This is a genomic window from Kaistella sp. 97-N-M2 (assembly GCF_021513235.1).
Taxonomy (GTDB): Bacteria; Bacteroidota; Bacteroidia; order Flavobacteriales; family Weeksellaceae; genus Kaistella.
Window position 1 is genome coordinate 575,117 of sequence record NZ_CP090976.1, and the last position, 15,385, is coordinate 590,501.

Annotated in this window: 16 protein-coding genes; 8 read left to right on the forward strand and 8 right to left on the reverse strand. The window is 41.2% G+C overall.

The window, feature by feature from the left end; genetic code table 11:
* Positions 1 to 93 precede the first annotated feature (93 nt).
* From L0B70_RS02780 to L0B70_RS02800, 5 genes are all read right to left on the reverse strand, one after another.
* The gene (locus L0B70_RS02780; RefSeq protein WP_235142790.1) at positions 94 to 825 is read right to left on the reverse strand and encodes a DNA-formamidopyrimidine glycosylase family protein; all 732 of its coding nucleotides are present in this window, start codon (positions 823 to 825) and stop codon (positions 94 to 96) included.
* Positions 826 to 945: 120 nt separating this feature from the next.
* Entirely contained in the window at positions 946 to 1,605 is a 660-nt protein-coding gene (locus L0B70_RS02785) for a phosphatase PAP2 family protein (RefSeq protein WP_235142791.1), read from the reverse strand.
* 28 nt (positions 1,606 to 1,633) lie between these two features.
* Positions 1,634 to 2,179, reverse strand: a complete 546-nt coding sequence (locus L0B70_RS02790; protein WP_235142792.1) for a biliverdin-producing heme oxygenase — start codon at positions 2,177 to 2,179, stop codon at positions 1,634 to 1,636.
* Positions 2,180 to 2,187: 8 nt separating this feature from the next.
* Positions 2,188 to 4,377 carry an ATP-binding protein gene (locus L0B70_RS02795; protein ID WP_235142793.1) on the reverse strand — a complete coding sequence of 730 codons (2,190 nt, stop codon included), beginning with the start codon at positions 4,375 to 4,377 and terminating at the stop codon, positions 2,188 to 2,190.
* Between the two features lie 43 nt (positions 4,378 to 4,420).
* Positions 4,421 to 5,437, reverse strand: a complete 1,017-nt coding sequence (locus L0B70_RS02800) for a nucleoid-associated protein (RefSeq protein WP_235142794.1) — start codon at positions 5,435 to 5,437, stop codon at positions 4,421 to 4,423.
* A gap of 241 nt (positions 5,438 to 5,678) precedes the next feature.
* Between L0B70_RS02800 and L0B70_RS02805 the strand changes: the two genes are divergently transcribed.
* Positions 5,679 to 6,236, forward strand: a complete 558-nt coding sequence (locus tag L0B70_RS02805; RefSeq protein ID WP_235142795.1) for a hypothetical protein — start codon at positions 5,679 to 5,681, stop codon at positions 6,234 to 6,236.
* Between the two features lie 81 nt (positions 6,237 to 6,317).
* Here L0B70_RS02805 and L0B70_RS02810 read toward each other — a convergent pair whose 3' ends face one another.
* The 3 genes from L0B70_RS02810 to L0B70_RS02820 all read right to left on the reverse strand — a co-directional run bounded on the left by L0B70_RS02810 (position 6,318) and on the right by L0B70_RS02820 (position 9,617).
* Positions 6,318 to 6,833: a thioredoxin family protein gene (locus tag L0B70_RS02810; protein ID WP_235142796.1), complete on the reverse strand. Its 516-nt coding sequence runs from the start codon at positions 6,831 to 6,833 to the stop codon at positions 6,318 to 6,320.
* Positions 6,834 to 7,134: 301 nt separating this feature from the next.
* Complete coding sequence (dnaK, locus tag L0B70_RS02815) at positions 7,135 to 9,033, reverse strand: molecular chaperone DnaK (protein WP_235142797.1); 1,899 nt, start codon at positions 9,031 to 9,033, stop codon at positions 7,135 to 7,137.
* A gap of 197 nt (positions 9,034 to 9,230) precedes the next feature.
* Complete coding sequence (locus L0B70_RS02820; RefSeq protein ID WP_235142798.1) at positions 9,231 to 9,617, reverse strand: c-type cytochrome; 387 nt, start codon at positions 9,615 to 9,617, stop codon at positions 9,231 to 9,233.
* Positions 9,618 to 9,749: 132 nt separating this feature from the next.
* Here L0B70_RS02820 and L0B70_RS02825 point away from each other — a divergent pair, with 132 nt between their 5' ends.
* The 7 genes from L0B70_RS02825 to L0B70_RS02850 are packed head-to-tail and all read left to right on the forward strand — an operon-like array spanning position 9,750 to position 15,364.
* On the forward strand, positions 9,750 to 10,094 hold the full coding sequence (locus L0B70_RS02825; protein WP_407929694.1) for a hypothetical protein: 345 nt from the start codon (positions 9,750 to 9,752) through the stop codon (positions 10,092 to 10,094).
* On the forward strand, positions 10,040 to 10,249 hold the full coding sequence (locus L0B70_RS13510; protein ID WP_407929695.1) for a hypothetical protein: 210 nt from the start codon (positions 10,040 to 10,042) through the stop codon (positions 10,247 to 10,249). The genes L0B70_RS02825 and L0B70_RS13510 overlap by 55 nt, the downstream gene beginning before the upstream one ends.
* Before the next feature lie 34 nt (positions 10,250 to 10,283).
* A complete protein-coding gene (nosZ, locus tag L0B70_RS02830; RefSeq protein ID WP_235142799.1) occupies positions 10,284 to 12,284 on the forward strand; it encodes a Sec-dependent nitrous-oxide reductase in 2,001 nt (666 codons plus the stop codon).
* Positions 12,285 to 12,332: 48 nt separating this feature from the next.
* Positions 12,333 to 12,917: a hypothetical protein gene (locus L0B70_RS02835; RefSeq protein ID WP_235142800.1), complete on the forward strand. Its 585-nt coding sequence runs from the start codon at positions 12,333 to 12,335 to the stop codon at positions 12,915 to 12,917.
* 30 nt (positions 12,918 to 12,947) lie between these two features.
* Positions 12,948 to 13,355: a nitrous oxide reductase accessory protein NosL gene (locus L0B70_RS02840; RefSeq protein ID WP_235142801.1), complete on the forward strand. Its 408-nt coding sequence runs from the start codon at positions 12,948 to 12,950 to the stop codon at positions 13,353 to 13,355.
* Positions 13,356 to 13,363: 8 nt separating this feature from the next.
* Positions 13,364 to 14,590, forward strand: coding sequence for a nitrous oxide reductase family maturation protein NosD (locus tag L0B70_RS02845; RefSeq protein ID WP_235142802.1), 1,227 nt, complete (start codon positions 13,364 to 13,366; stop codon positions 14,588 to 14,590).
* 51 nt (positions 14,591 to 14,641) lie between these two features.
* Positions 14,642 to 15,364, forward strand: coding sequence for an ABC transporter ATP-binding protein (locus L0B70_RS02850; RefSeq protein ID WP_235142803.1), 723 nt, complete (start codon positions 14,642 to 14,644; stop codon positions 15,362 to 15,364).
* The last annotated feature ends 21 nt before the right edge of the window (positions 15,365 to 15,385 follow it).

Here is a 15,385-nt window from a genome sequence, read left to right on the forward strand (position 1 = left end):
ATTTTTATTGAATTTAAAAGGTTGGAGAAGCCTCTCATGAAAGTTTTGATCTTCAGAGAATAAAAATGAAAATCCTGCACGTGCAGGATTTTTTTATTGATACAGTTTCTGGCACTTTTCGCAAACGTAGGTTTTACGTTTTATTTTGCCCATTTCAGCGATTACAAGTTCGGTTTTATGTTTCGGGCAGGTCTTTTTGCCGTAAACCATGGCAGCTTCTTTCACGCCGCCGGTTTTTAAAAGAGCCAAAAATTCTTCCGCATAATCAACGACCATTTTCAAAAGGAAGACGAGCTTTTTCTCCGGAATCTCTTTCACAATACTTTGGGGATGAATTTTTGCGTGGTACAAAGTTTCGATGCGGATAATGTTGCCAACTCCTGCAAATATGTGCTGGTCCATCAACACGTCGCCAATCATTTCGTCGCCGTGATTCTCAAGTTCTTTCAAAATAAATTCCGGATCGAATTCCGGCTTTAAAATATCGGTTTTAAAATTAAAATGATCGCTTGGTTTCCCTTCGTACAGTTTTGTTTTGGCCACATAAAAATTAATCTCCCCATCCGCAAAATGAAGGGAGAAACTCGCGTTGACTTTCTTCCGTTTGTTCACCAACATGCTTCCAAACAAGCCTAAATGAACGCCAACAAAGAAATCTTTGAAGACGAACAGAAGATTTTTGCCGTACGTTTCGATATCAACCAATTTTATGTTGACGATTTTGGATTTGTCCATTTCGCCATAACCGGAGGCTTCGGAAACGGTTTTTCCTTTGTAACGCTGCAGTTTGTTTTTTAGAAAAAGTATCGATGGTCCTTCTGGCATGGGGTTTTATTTAGTGATGAAAAAATTCCTGTAGAGCAATTACGTCTTATTAAAATATTTAATTTGGCTGACGCCGCAAGTTTCAAATTTACAAAAAGAACGTGGTTTCAAGCCGTTGCATTACCGCAAAATATACCATTTTCTGCTAATAAAAATCAGTAAAAATAACCAGGAATAGCCCAGGCACAAACCGCCTAAAACATCGCTGGGATAATGAACCCGCAAATAAACGCGGCTGAAACCGATGGTCAGCGATAGCGCGATTAAAAAAGTCATCATAATATACTTCCAAACCCGCGGCAGGTTGGTTAACCATATAAAATAGGCCAAAGTGCCATAAAATATAAAACTGAAGGTTGCATGACCACTGGGAAAACTAAAACTTTCTTCTTTGTAAAGCAGCGGAAAAGGCGGCCGTGCACGCGCAAAAAACATTTTCGAACTGTAAATAAGTAGCAAGCCGCCAGCTCCGGCGACGAATGTGAAGATTGCTTTGCGGTAAAATTTAAAAACAACTAAAATTCCCATCAGAAAGGGATAGGCAATTTTTACAAAAGGCGCGGAAGAAAACTGCGAGATCAGGTACATAAAACCGGTTGCGCTGTCTTTTATAATATGCGCCCGGAAAAATTGAAAAATAATAAAATCAACCTCATCTTCTTTCTCCAAAATAATTTCGTCGATGATGCGAAAAAAAGTAAAGATTGTTATTATAAAGAGGAACAGGGAAAGCAAAAGCCTCCAGGAACTGTTTCGATAAAAATCTTTAACAAACTTCATTTTTATAAAAAATATCTAATGTTTAATTTTAGTCCGCGAGATCGAGTAAAAACTGATAAGCTCTTTTCGCACCATCTAAAAAATCTTCCTCATTAGACCCGTCGTATGCGCTTTCGAGAACTTCGCGGAAATTTTTCCAAAGAAGACCGGTTTCCGCGCCATAACAACCGAAAAAATTAAAAGTGATTCCCGCAAACTCAGGGTTTTTTGCCAGATTTTTTGCAATCACATTTCCACCCAACGTGGCACCTTCCATCACATATAAAATCCCTAAGGCTTCGGCTTCGTTTTTTATGATAATATTTTCTGGAATTTGAGCCTGAAAATCCTTAAGGTCTTTTTGAAGGAAAGGTAACTTCCTGCGCCGATCTAGATTTAACTTTTGCGCATTCTCCGCAGAAATTTTCGCAAAAACAGCCTCTTCGAAATGCAGAAGAAAAGAATAGTTATGTTGTAGAAGTTGCTGATATTCGCTGCGTGTAAAACTTTTATCCATAATCTTATTGGACATCAGTTTCTCCTCAACCAGATCGTGCAGATTTTTGGTGTGTTCTTTTAAAAGACTTCCGATCATAGGAAAAATTAGGGTTTTTTAAATGTAAGGAAAAAAGTGGTTCTTTCATTTGGAATACTTTCATAAGAAATGCTTCCGCCGAGGCGCAGCATAATTCGGTCCACGATGGACAGTCCTACGCCGTTTCCCTTAAAATTCCTCGCATTATCCATTCTTTGGAAGATTTTGAACATTTTATCCTGTTGTTCTTTCTGAATTCCAATTCCGTTATCGGTAATTTCAAAAATAACTTTATCATTAACTATTGCGCCACTCACTTCCACCACCGGATTTTCAGTTTGAGAAGAATATTTTACGGCGTTGGTGATCACATTTTGGAAAACCTGATGGAGCAAAGTCTTATCGGCACAAACATCGGGACAATCGCGCACAATAATCTGCGTTTTTTCCGTCCCGTATGTGATGATGGCGTCGCTGTTGATTTTCTCGATGAGCGTTTTTGTCGGAACCTGCACCAAATTTATTTCCACCGATTTTGCGCGGCTCAACTGTAAAACTTCGCGCATCATGTTGGCCATTCCATCGATTTCGGTTACAATGCCGTTGAGTTTTTTCTGGAGATAAGGATTGTCTTTATTTTTGGACAGTAGCATCTGGGCATTCAACTTCATCACCGTTAAGGGTGTTCCTAAATCATGGGAGATGGAATAGGAAAAACTGTCGAGTTCTTCATTAACTTCTTTTAACTCCGCAATAAGCGCTTTCACTTTGACAAACTGGTTGTGCGAAGCTTCGAGTAAAATTTCGGAAACCTTTTTAATGGCCAAAAGATCTTTGGTTTTCCAGGGCGCCGATTTTCCTTTGATGCTTTCTTTGTAAATGGCAAAAGATTTACGCGGTGAGACCAGCATTTTTTCTCCTTCCTGCTGCATCACAGATTCGAAGGCTTTCTCCGGGTTGCCGGCCCACAGAATATCTTCTTCCTCTTCCTGCCGAAACCAGATGAGAAACTCTTTTTTAGTGTTATCTAAAAATACGGCACAAATTCCGGCGGCGTTTTCCATCTGGGGAAAGTAGCGGTTGCGAAATTCATTGCTTGCAAAGTAGTTTTCTTTATCCTCGGCTTTTATCCAGTCTCTTATTTTCAGGATGTCTTCTTCGGCGGGAACCAGCCCTGTGCTCACCACTGTTTCACCGGTGATCACTGCAAGTCCCGCGGCATCAGGATAACCGCAAATCTCTTCGATATTATCGTAAAGTGCAGCGTCTAAATCATCAAACTTCAAAAGCTTGTGCATGAGCAGCGCATTTTTTTTATCGTAAGCGATGCTGATTTCTAAGTTTTGTTTTGCCTTTAAAGCAGTATACGTATTTGCAGCCAGAATGGTAAAAACTTCGGCCCGTATACGACCAATGAGATCGATGTGTTTGCTTGTCCTATTCTGGCAGGTTACGAGACCCCAAAGTTCATCATTTACAATAATCGAGGTGCTGAAACTGGACGTCGCATTTCCGTTTTTTAAATATTGAACATGAATGGGCGACATTGCACGCAAATTGGAATACGTTAGATCTATTAGTGCATCTGTACTGCATATTATAGGAACAGGCGGTGCATCAGCATTGCTGAGAATCCTTTTTCTTTTCTTTAAATACAGTGCTCTGGCCTGAATGGGAATGTCGCTTTCGGGATAATGCAAATTCAGATAACTTTCAATATTATCTTTCTTTTTTTCGGCAACCACCACGCCACTGCCATCTTCTAAAAACCGATAAACCATCATTCGGTCATAATTTATGGTATCGCCAAAAGCGGATAAAAGATTCTCCCAGATCGCACTTTCCGTTTTAGAATTGTTGATGCTTTCGTAACTTCGGGAGACGTAACCATTATGATCAGCGGTTTTTAAAACTTTTTCGAACTGCAGAAAAATATTTTCGCCGGTCCGGAAGATCGTAAAATGATAGGTTTTGCCGCCAATCTCGATCTGTTCTAAAAAAAATGAATTTTCTACCAGACAAATCCGGCTGAGATCTTTATAGTTTTTAGACGTCAAAATGGGTTCGAAAAGACCTGAAAAATCTTCCAGTTTATTTCCGAACAGCGGGGTATTTACGTGAAAAATTTCTGAGAGATTTTCGCTCAGAAATTTTATTTCTTTCGTTGTAGAATCTAAACCGAGGAGATATCCAAAATCCTGAATATAGCCGGGGATATGAATCTTTTCGTCGTTACAGTCAACAAAATCTATAGCCATTTGCAATTTTCAAACCTCAAATATACGGATTAATTAACATAATCTATTTCTCTTCCTCGAAATAGAGGCGGTAATATTTTCCGTTTTCATCCTGTCCCTGCTCGATCATTTTTCGGTCCCCATGAACGTAGATGGAGAAGTTTTTATCGAGTTTGATAACGCTTTTAAAATAGCGCTGATTTTTCTTTACTGCCGTCTGGTTAATGGGAAATTCTTCGGAAATCGAAACCTGCATATCCTGCTCGTAATCGGTTTTGAAATTCGAAAAACTTTCGATCACATTTTTATCCTGCAGAACTTCGTTGGTGAATTCATCAAAATCAAATGTTTCTTTCTCCTTAAAAAAAGTTATCGATTTGGTGAGAAAATCTGCCTGGTCGGGTTTATTCACATCGAATTCCTGCGGCAACTGCTTGATAACAAAATCTTTGAAGACGGAAAGTGTTTCCTGCGTATGAAAATATTCGTCGTCGCGCTGTCTCACTTTCAAAAAGTCCTCAAACCAATAGTCGGCATCGCCATTTTTATTATTATCCACCACAGATACGGCGAAACCGGATTCTTTGTCCGTATTGTAAATAAGACAACCTTTATCGAGTTTCGAAAGGGAAATTCCGTAATCTTTTTCGATCTCGTAATTTTCGTCGATGGGCAATATTTTGAGAAAAGGATTTTTATTTTCTGTTTTAAAAATTCCGATGGAGTCGATTTGATTGCCTTCTTCGGTAATGCCACCTTCAAAATAAACAACGAAAACCTCCCCGCCCTGAATACGTGGGTTATCGCTGATCTCAAAAAGGTGTTTTGCAATATTCTCCGATTCGAAGCGAAATTTATCTTTATCCTCGAAAATTTCGGCCGCCGAAGAATAAACGGGATTTAGGGACAGATAAGAGTCGCTGTAAAACTGAAACTGTTCTTCGGATTTGAAGGCATTGAGGAAATAATCGGTTAAAAGCTCCTGCATCTCTTCGCCGAGCTGAAGATCGCCTTCGGAAAGAAAGAGGTTTTCCTGATTAATTTTGTTTCCTACTTTGTGAACGATGATTTTGGAGAGCATTGGTTTAAAATTTTTGTGGTGCAAAGATATTTTTAAAAGATCGACACAGGAAATTTTTGTGAGCATAGATTTAGGTAAATATTCTTTTTTCCTCAGTTGGCCCTGAAAAATTTGATTTAAGTAATAAGATAAACAAAGTTAAGTTCTTATAAAAACTATTAAAATTTCAAAATAGTCGACGGCGTGGAATTATTGTTGTTTCGAAACCGCAGACTTTAATATTAATTAAAATAAAAGAGGTATGAAAAAGTTAACAAACCCTAAAAACGCAATCGCAGCTGCCATATTTTTTGGCGCCGTTAGTGTGGGATATGCACAAACGGACACTGCGGCAACAACGAAAACAACGGTAGCGGCTCCCGTAGAAAACACCGCTCAAAACCCGGCGATAGAGGGGTTGAAAAAGCAGGTCGAGGCTAATCCGAGTGATACCGACGCGATCGTAAAACTGGCCACCGCTTACCAAGACGCAAAAGACTGGAATAACGCGCTTGTAACGTGGCAAAAAATGTCGACTCTTTTACCGGATTGGGCGCCCTCTTACTATAGCCAGGCTTATGTGTACCAAACAATGAAAGACGACGCAAATGCTAAAATGATGTATGAAAAATACATTGCGACCGTAAAACCGGAAGAAGTGGAAGCGAACAAAAAGAATCTGGCGTATGCACATTTTTTTGTCGCCTATAATCAAAAGGAAACGGATAAAGAACAGGCAAAAGTGAACATTGCAAAATCGTTGGAATATGATCCTGCAAATGCGGATGCGACCAAGCTAAGTGCGTTTCTGAATCAATAATCCAGCACTTAGTGTAACTAGTTAACATCGTACATAATGAAAATCCTCCGGTTTACGCCGGAGGATTTCTGTGTTATACTACTATTTGGCGGCGAATACGCCCTGAATCACCTTTAACTGCGCGTCATTTAGCCTGGAAGTTTTCTTTAATTTGGCGATAAAAGCGGTAATTTCTTCGGGCGTCGAAGGACAGCCTAAATTTTCTTTCTTATCGTTCAGCGACGTATCCAGTACGTTTCCAGTACCATCGAGGAAGACGAAGAAAGGCAAGCCGGCGTCTTTGCCGCCATACTCACCCATCATTTTTTCACCGTTGGGATTTTCCAATTTTTCTTTCTCGCCGCGTTCCAGCACATCCAGCGAAGCGAAAACATAATTATTTTCGAAGAGATTTTTGGTTTCGGGCAGATTCATTTTTTTATCCATGAGTCGGCACCAACTGCACCAAGACGCGTGGAAGAAGACCATCACATTTTTATTTTCAGCTTTTGCCTTTTTTTGAGCCTTTGCGATAACGGTTTCTGCTTTTTCCTGCGCAGAAAAATGGTGTATAAAACCGAAAGCCAGTGCAAATAACAAGATCTTTGTGAATTTCATTGATTTATAATTTAAGACAAAAGTAGTTTTTTTTAATTGTATTGCTATTAATAAACAGAATATGAGGGTTGGGGGCTGGAATCCGTAATTTGTTATATAAAAGAACTCTTCGATGAGTTTTTGTGCATCGGCGGTATGCGTAACTTTTCACCTGCCATTCAAATAATTTCTCGAACAAACAAACCTCATTCTGAAATGGCGCATTCACTTTCAAATGTTGTTAAGCGAAAAGTTCTAACAAAAAAAATCCCCAGATTTTCATCCGGGGAATATTAATTACAAAAATTGTTTGTGTCGAGTATTATTTCACTTCTTCAAAGTCCGCATCCTGAACATCTTCTGTTCCGGCATTGTCACCTGGATTTCCTTGCGCCTGATCAGCACCCGGTTGTCCTTGGTTTCCTGCAGCGTACATTTCTTCGGAAGCGGCCATCCAGGCAGCATCTAGAGCTTCTGTTTTGGCCTTTACGCTTTCCATGTCTTTGGCTTCGAAGGCAGTTTTCAATTCTGCGTGAGCGCTTTCAACAGCAGCTTTTTTATCTGCAGATAACTTGTCGCCGAATTCTTTGAGTTGTTTTTCTGTTTGGAAAATTAAACCGTCCGCTTTGTTGAATACTTCTACCTCTTCTTTTTTCTTCGCATCAGAGGATGCATTTTCTTCAGCTTCGCGTTTCATTCTTTGGATCTCGTCATCAGAAAGTCCGGAACTTGCCTGAATCTTAATCGACTGTTCTTTTCCGGTTCCTTTGTCTTTTGCAGAAACGCTTAAGATACCATTCGCATCAATATCGAAGGTTACTTCAATTTGCGGAACGCCTCGTGGAGAAGGTGGAATGTCGGTAAGATCGAATCTTCCAATTTCTTTGTTATCGTTAAACATCGGTCTTTCTCCCTGTCCTACTCTAATAGAAACTGCAGGCTGGTTGTCGCTTGCGGTGGAGAAAACTTCTGATTTCTTAGTTGGGATAGTGGTATTGGACTCAATTAGTTTCGTGAAGACAGAACCCATTGTTTCAATTCCTAAAGAAAGCGGCGTAACGTCTAATAAAAGAACGTCTTTTACATCACCGGTTAAAACACCACCCTGAATGGCTGCACCAATTGCAACAACCTCATCCGGATTCACTCCTTTGGATGGTTTTTTACCGAAGAATTTTTCCACTTCTTCCTGAATGATCGGGATTCTTGTAGAACCACCAACCAAGATTACCTCATCGATATCGGAAATTGAAAGTCCTGCATCGGAAAGGGCTTTTTTACACGGCTCCATGGAACGTCTTACCAAATCCGCAGATAACTGCTCGAATTTTGCTCGCGTCAAAGTTTTCACCATGTGTTTCGGACCGCTGGCAGTCGCAGTAACATATGGCAGGTTAATTTCGGTTTGTGGCGCTGAAGACAATTCAATTTTTGCTTTCTCTGCAGCTTCTTTTAACCTTTGTAAAGCGATTGGATCTGCTTTCAGATCGACGCCTTCTTCAGATTTGAATTCGTTTGCCATCCAGTTGATGATCACATCATCGAAATCATCACCACCTAAATGCGTATCACCATTGGTAGACAATACTTCGAAAACGCCGTCTCCTAAATCAAGGATGGAAACGTCGAACGTACCGCCCCCTAAATCGTAAACTGCAATTTTCTGGTCTTTATGTGCTTTATCCATTCCATAAGCCAAGGCTGCTGCAGTAGGCTCATTGATGATTCTTTCTACAGTTAAACCGGCGATTTCACCCGCTTCTTTTGTCGCCTGTCTTTGGGCATCATTAAAGTAAGCCGGCACGGTAATTACCGCTCTCGTAACTTCCTGACCCAAATAATCTTCTGCCGTTTTCTTCATTTTCTGAAGAATCATTGCGGAGATTTCCTGTGGCGTATATTCTCTGTCGTCAATTTTAACTTTAACCGTATCATTCGGTCCTTTCACCACTTTATAGGCAACTCTTCCGATTTCCGTAGCATCATCTTTAAAATGCGTACCAATGAAACGTTTGATCGAATAAACCGTTTTGGTTGGGTTGGTTACGGCCTGTCTTTTCGCGGGATCACCTACTTTTCTTTCACCATCTTCGGTAAAAGCCACGATGGAAGGAGTGGTTCTTTTACCTTCCGAGTTTGGGATTACAACCGGATCTTTACCTTCCATAACGGAAACGCACGAGTTGGTTGTTCCTAAGTCAATTCCAATTATTTTACTCATAGTATGTATATTTTATTTTAAACTTATTTTGCTAAGGTTTTCTCCAAAAATATACCAAGTAACTTTTTGTGACAAATTGACAGAAAGAAAATAATATTGCGAAAACAAACCTCTACTGATCAGTCCTACCCGCAGTATTATAAAAAGAAAGACACCTTACAAACGAAGGTGCCTTCAACAAACAATTAAAATATGTATTACTGCTTTAGCGAGAGAATATATTCTACCATCTTTTTTGCATTGTCTTTGCTCATTCCGGCGTGTGGCGTCATTGGGATTTCGCCCCAATTGCCTTTACCGCCTTCAATAATTTTGCTCGCCAACATCTCAATGTCGCCTTCAGAATATTTATCGGCAACCTCCTGATAAGACGGTCCCACCAATTTTGTATCCATTTTGTGACAGGTTAAGCAGTCTGCACCTTCGATGAGGGTTAAACCTTCACTTTTTCCGGCAGCGGCCGAATCGACTACTTTTACGATCGGCTCCTCCAACATGATATTGCTTTCCCTGTTGGGATCTCCCTGATCTTTTCCACATGAAACGAGCGTTGCAAATGCGAAGATTGCTAAGTACTTATTCATAATCTTATTTTTAACAAAAGTATAAAAAATTTCTGTCGCAAATCTGACGATAAATGTCATGAAAACCGTATGACTCAGATCATACGGTAAAGAGGCAGATTTTGGTAACTTTGAGTATCGAAAATAAATATTATGAAAACACTAAAAACATTCGCTCTTGCAGCGTTTACCTTTGCACTTTTCTCTTGTGGAGGCGACAAAAAAACAGATTCAATCCCAACCGGTTCTACCGAAACAGCAGTTGCTGCAGATGAAAGTACTGCAGAAATGGAAGCTACTGCGGCGAAGTACGATCCGAACAGAGGTTTGGGTAAACATGAGAACGTAGACGTCAGCACCTTCGATCCTGCCATGGCAGCAGCCGGAAAAAAGTGGCCGAAGTTAAATGTACCTCCTGCCATAAACCAACAGACGAAAAACTGGTGGGACCAGGCTGGAAAGGCGTTACCAAAAGACAGACCCCGGCGTGGATTATGAATTTTATCTCTAATCCGGATCCGATGATCGACGTAGATCCAGAATTACAAAAACAACTTGAGCTTTGTTTGGTGAGAATGCCGAACCAGGGTCTTGCTGACAACGAAGCCCGCGAAATCCTGGAATACATGCGGGAAATCGACGGCGCGAAGTAATTTTCTTCCGCAAAACACTTAACAAATATCTATAATGAAAAGTCTTAAATTATTTGGACTGGCCACCATTGTTGCCTTAAGTTCGCTGGGCGGCTGTAAGCCAAAAGGCACCGAAACCGCGATCAGTGGGGATGCCGCAGAAAAAGTGTACGTTGCTCCGGGCAAATATGACGAGTTTTACAACTTTGTCAGCGGAGGTTTTAACGGACAGGTAAATGTGTACGGATTGCCGAGCGGAAGACTGCTGAAAGTCCTTCCTGTCTTCTCACAAAATCCCGAAAACGGCTATGGGTACAGCGAAGAAACAAAACCCATGTTGGAAACGTCGCACGGATTTATTCCCTGGGATGATCAGCATCACCTGTCGCTTTCGCAAACCAACGGCGAAGTGGACGGAAGATGGTTATTCGCGAACGCCAACAATACGCCCCGTGTTGCGCGCCTCGATTTGAAAACATTTAAAACCGTCGAAATTATCGAGTTGCCCAACTCCGCCGGAAATCACTCCTCGCCTTTTCTAACAGAAAACACCGAGTATGTGGTGGCCGGAACGCGCTTCGCTGTGCCAACGGATGATCAGAACGGCGATGTTCCTATTGATACTTTTAAAGAAAATTTCAAAGGCGTAATTTCCTTCATCGGAATTAATCCCGAAAGTGGCGATATGGATGTGTCGTTTCAAATTGAAGCGCCGGGTATCAACTTTGACCTTTCCCACGCAGGTAAAGGAAAATCCGCAGACTGGTTCTTCTTTTCCTGTTACAATTCGGAAAAAGCCAATACGTTGCTCGAAGTAAATGCCTCGCAAAATGATAAAGATTTTATCATGGCCGTGAACTGGAAAAAAGCAGCCGAATTAGCGAAAGCCGGAAAAGGCAGAAAAGTTGCCACCGAATACGTTCACAACAAATGGGATGAAAGCACGCACTCCGCAACGTCGACGATGAAAAAAGAAGTGTTGGTTCTTTCCGTGGAAGATATGAAAGACGCTATGTATTTTATTCCGTGTCCTAAATCTCCTCACGGCTGTGATGTTGATCCCACCGGCGAGTACATCGTAGGCTCTGGAAAATTGGCAGCTTTGATTCCTGTTTTCAGTTTTGATAAGATTCAGAAAGCTATTGCCGACAAAGCATTCAGTGGCGAATATGACGGCGTGAAGGTTATTAAATACGAAGCAGCACTTTACGGTGAAGTTCAAAAACCCGGTCTCGGCCCGCTTCATACGGAATTCGACGGACAGGGAAATGCAATTACATCGATGTTTGTTTCTTCGGAACTGGTAAGATGGAACATCAAAGACCTCAAAGTTATCGATCGTGTTCCAACGTACTATTCCACCGGTCACCTGATGATCCCGGGCGGAGATTCGAAAAAACCTTTTGGGAAGTATGTGGTAGCCTATAACAAAATCACAAAAGACCGCTATCTGCCCACCGGTCCGGAACTGGCGCAGTCTGCACAGCTCTTCGATATTTCGGGCGATAAAATGAAACTCCTGCTGGATTTTCCAACCTTTGGCGAACCGCATTACGCTCAGGCTTTACCTGCAGATATGATTTCGAAAAATCAGGTGAAATTCTTTAAAATTGGCGAGAACAACCATCCGTATGCTACGAAAGGCGAAGCTGAAAGTAAAGTCGTGCGCGAGGGGAACAAAGTTCATGTGTACATGACCTCGATTCGTTCTCACTTCGCGCCGGATAATATTGAAGGCATAAAAGTCGGCGACGAAGTGTATTTTCACGTTACGAATCTCGAACAGGATTGGGATGTGCCGCACGGATTCGCCATCAAAGGCAACGAAAATGCAGAACTCCTCATCATGCCCGGAGAAACCTGCACGCTGAAATGGGTTCCGAAAAAAGCCGGAATGTACCCAATGTACTGCACCGATTTCTGTAGTGCGCTGCACCAGGAAATGCAGGGTTACGTGCGGGTTTCGCCCACCGGAAGCAACACGCCGCTCATCTATTCTTTGAACAATAAAAAAGACAATGCACAAAGTCCTGTGAAAAAAGCGGAAACCAAATAATTACTAAAACAGGGCAGATTTTTTCTGCCCTTTTTAATTTCAAAAAAAATGAAAACCACTTCTTTAAAAAAGTTGACAAGAATCACGCTCCTCGTTTGCGGTCTTGCACTCTGCGTTTCTATCTTTGTACCCATGTGGTCCATTTATCTCACGGCGCCGCAATATCCGGAAGGACTGTCCATGTTTTTGTGGTCCAATAAAATTACGGGAGATTACGAGATCATCAACGGCTTAAACCATTATATCGGTATGAAAACCATTCACGAAGAAGATTTCTGGGAGTTTAAAATTTTGCCGTACGCGCTGGGATTTTTTGCATTTCTGTGCTTTCTTGCGGCATTTTTAAATAAAAAACTTTGGCTTTCCGTCACGACTCTTTTATTTTTAATCTTTGGCGTTGCCTTTATGATCGATTTTTATATGTGGGAATATAATTACGGCCACAACCTCGATCCGCATGCGGCCATCGTCGTGCCCGGCATGACCTATCAGCCACCATTGATCGGTTTTAAGCAATTGCTTAATTTTGGTGCGTATTCTTACCCGAATATCGGCGGCGGAATTATGATCGGGGTCGCCCTTATTTTGGTTATCTTAGCCATTATCGAGTTCCGAAAACCCAAAATGGGTTAAATCAAAATCTTAATTTTTAATTTTTTTTCTATGAAATTTTCCAAAATACTTCTTGCAGTCGCTTCTTTAACTTTCATGTCCTGTCAGCAAAGTGGCCCGAAAGATTTCCTGCTCGAAAAAGACCAGTGCGACAATTGTAAAATGACGATCGCCGACATTACGTACGCGACTGAACTCATCACCGAAAAAGGCAGAGTCTATAAATTCGACGATATCAGCTGTATGACAATGTATGAAAGTGCCGAAGCTGAAAAAACTGCAAACGCTAAAAAATACGTCATCGATGCGTCCACCGGGAAATTTGTAGAATTACCCAAAGCCACGCTGATTAAAGGCGGAAGCATTAAATCCCCCATGGGCGGCAACACGCAGGCCTTCGCCAGCAAAGAAGCCGCGCAGAAAGCTGCTGCAAAATTGGGCGCCACCCTCATCAATTAATCGTTTTCATGTTCCGATTTTTTCTTTTATTTTTTCCGTTTCTGCTTTTTTCAAACGTGTTAAAGGTTGGGAAAAACGACCAGTATTCTACCATTAAAGCTGCTGTTGCTGCGGCCAAAAGCGGCGACACCATCATCGTAGAAAGCGGCATTTATAAGGAAGGCAACATCAGTATCGACAAACCCATATCGCTTATCGGTGTTGGCAGACCTGTTTTGGATGGCCAAATGAAATATGAGATCTTATCCTTCCGCGCGAATCACATCGTTTTGAAAGGTTTTAAAATCATCAATTCCGGGGAAGATGAAATCGTAAATATCGGGGCGGTTCGTCTCTACGACAGCCATTTTTCTACCATCGAAAATAATATTTTCGAAAATAATTATTTTGGAATTTATATTCAGCGCGGTTACCGGTGTTTAATTCAAAACAACAAAATCACGTCTAAAAGAGCAACTTCGCAGGAAAGAAGCGGCGACGGCATTCATGCCTGGGTGAGCGAAGAACTATGGATCAAAAACAATTATATAGAAGGTCATAAAGACGGAATTTATCTGGAAAAAGTCGTCAACTCTTACGTCTTCCACAATTATTCAAAGAAAAACTTACGCTACGGTCTGCATTTTATGTTTGCGAACAACAATGTTTACGTGAACAACACTTTCGATGACAATAATGCCGGGGTCGCCGTGATGTACAGCAATAATGTTGGAATGGCCGGAAATAATTTCATTAACAACTGGGGCGACGCGAGTTATGGTTTGCTGCTGAAAGACATCAGTTTCAGCAAAATAAAACACAACCGTTTTCAGAACAACACAACGGCTATCCTTTTGGACGGCGTTACGAAAATCGATTTCTTTAAAAATGATTTCGAAAATAACGGCTGGGGCATGAAAATAAGTTCCAACTGCATGGAAAACAAGATTATCAACAATAATTTCATCAACAATGTTTTCGACGTGAGCACCACGGGCAGCATGACGATGAATGATTTTAAGAAAAATTACTGGGACAAATATGAGGGCTACGATCTCAACAAAGACAAAATCGGCGATGTCCCGTTTCATCCCTTAAGTCTGTATTCCGTTCTTGTGGAAAACAATCCCGCTGTGATGCTTCTTTTTCGCACCTTTTTCGTCGATCTGCTCGACAAGACGGAAAAGATCATTCCGAGTTTAACGCCGGAAAATTTTGTGGACCAGCAACCTTTAATGCAAAAAATAAAGATTTAAAAAGTTTCGGAATTCTGCGTAGATCTTCCTGAACCCTTTCGATAAAGTGCTATGATAGAAATTAAAAATTTAACGAAAAAATTCGATCGCTTTACCGCTTTGGATGATTTGAATTTATCGTTCACCAACGGGAAGTCCATCGCGCTCGTCGGCCCAAACGGCTGCGGAAAAACGACTTTGATAAAATGTATTTTAGGTTTAAATGTTATCGAAACCGGTGATATTTTGGTCGACGGAAAAAGCGTGAAAGACGATTACCTCTACCGCCGCGAAATCGGTTATATGCCGCAGATTGGGCGCTACCCGGAAAACATGACGATTGCGCAAACTCTGAAAATGATCAAAGACACGCGGAAAACCTCAGAAACCCATCTGGATAATGAACTTTTGGAATCTTTCGAGCTCGAAAAAATTTACGATAAGAAGATGGGAACGCTTTCCGGCGGAACCACGCAGAAAGTAAGTGCCGTTTTGGCCTTTATGTTCGATCCGAAAATCATCATCCTCGACGAACCCACGGCGGGACTCGATCCTTTGGCTTCAGAAATTTTAAAAAATAAAATCATTCAGGAAAAAAACAAGGGAAAACTCATCATCATTACGTCGCATTTGCTGAGCGAACTGGACGATATTGTGAGCGAAATTGTCTTCATTAACGAAGGGAAAATCATCGTGCAGCAATCGGTGGAAGACCTGATGACGGAGCGAAAAGCCGAAAAAATCTCCGAATCGATCATCAGTATTTTAAAGGAAATGAAAACCAATTCAAAGTAAATTCCGCCACGGCCGAAACTT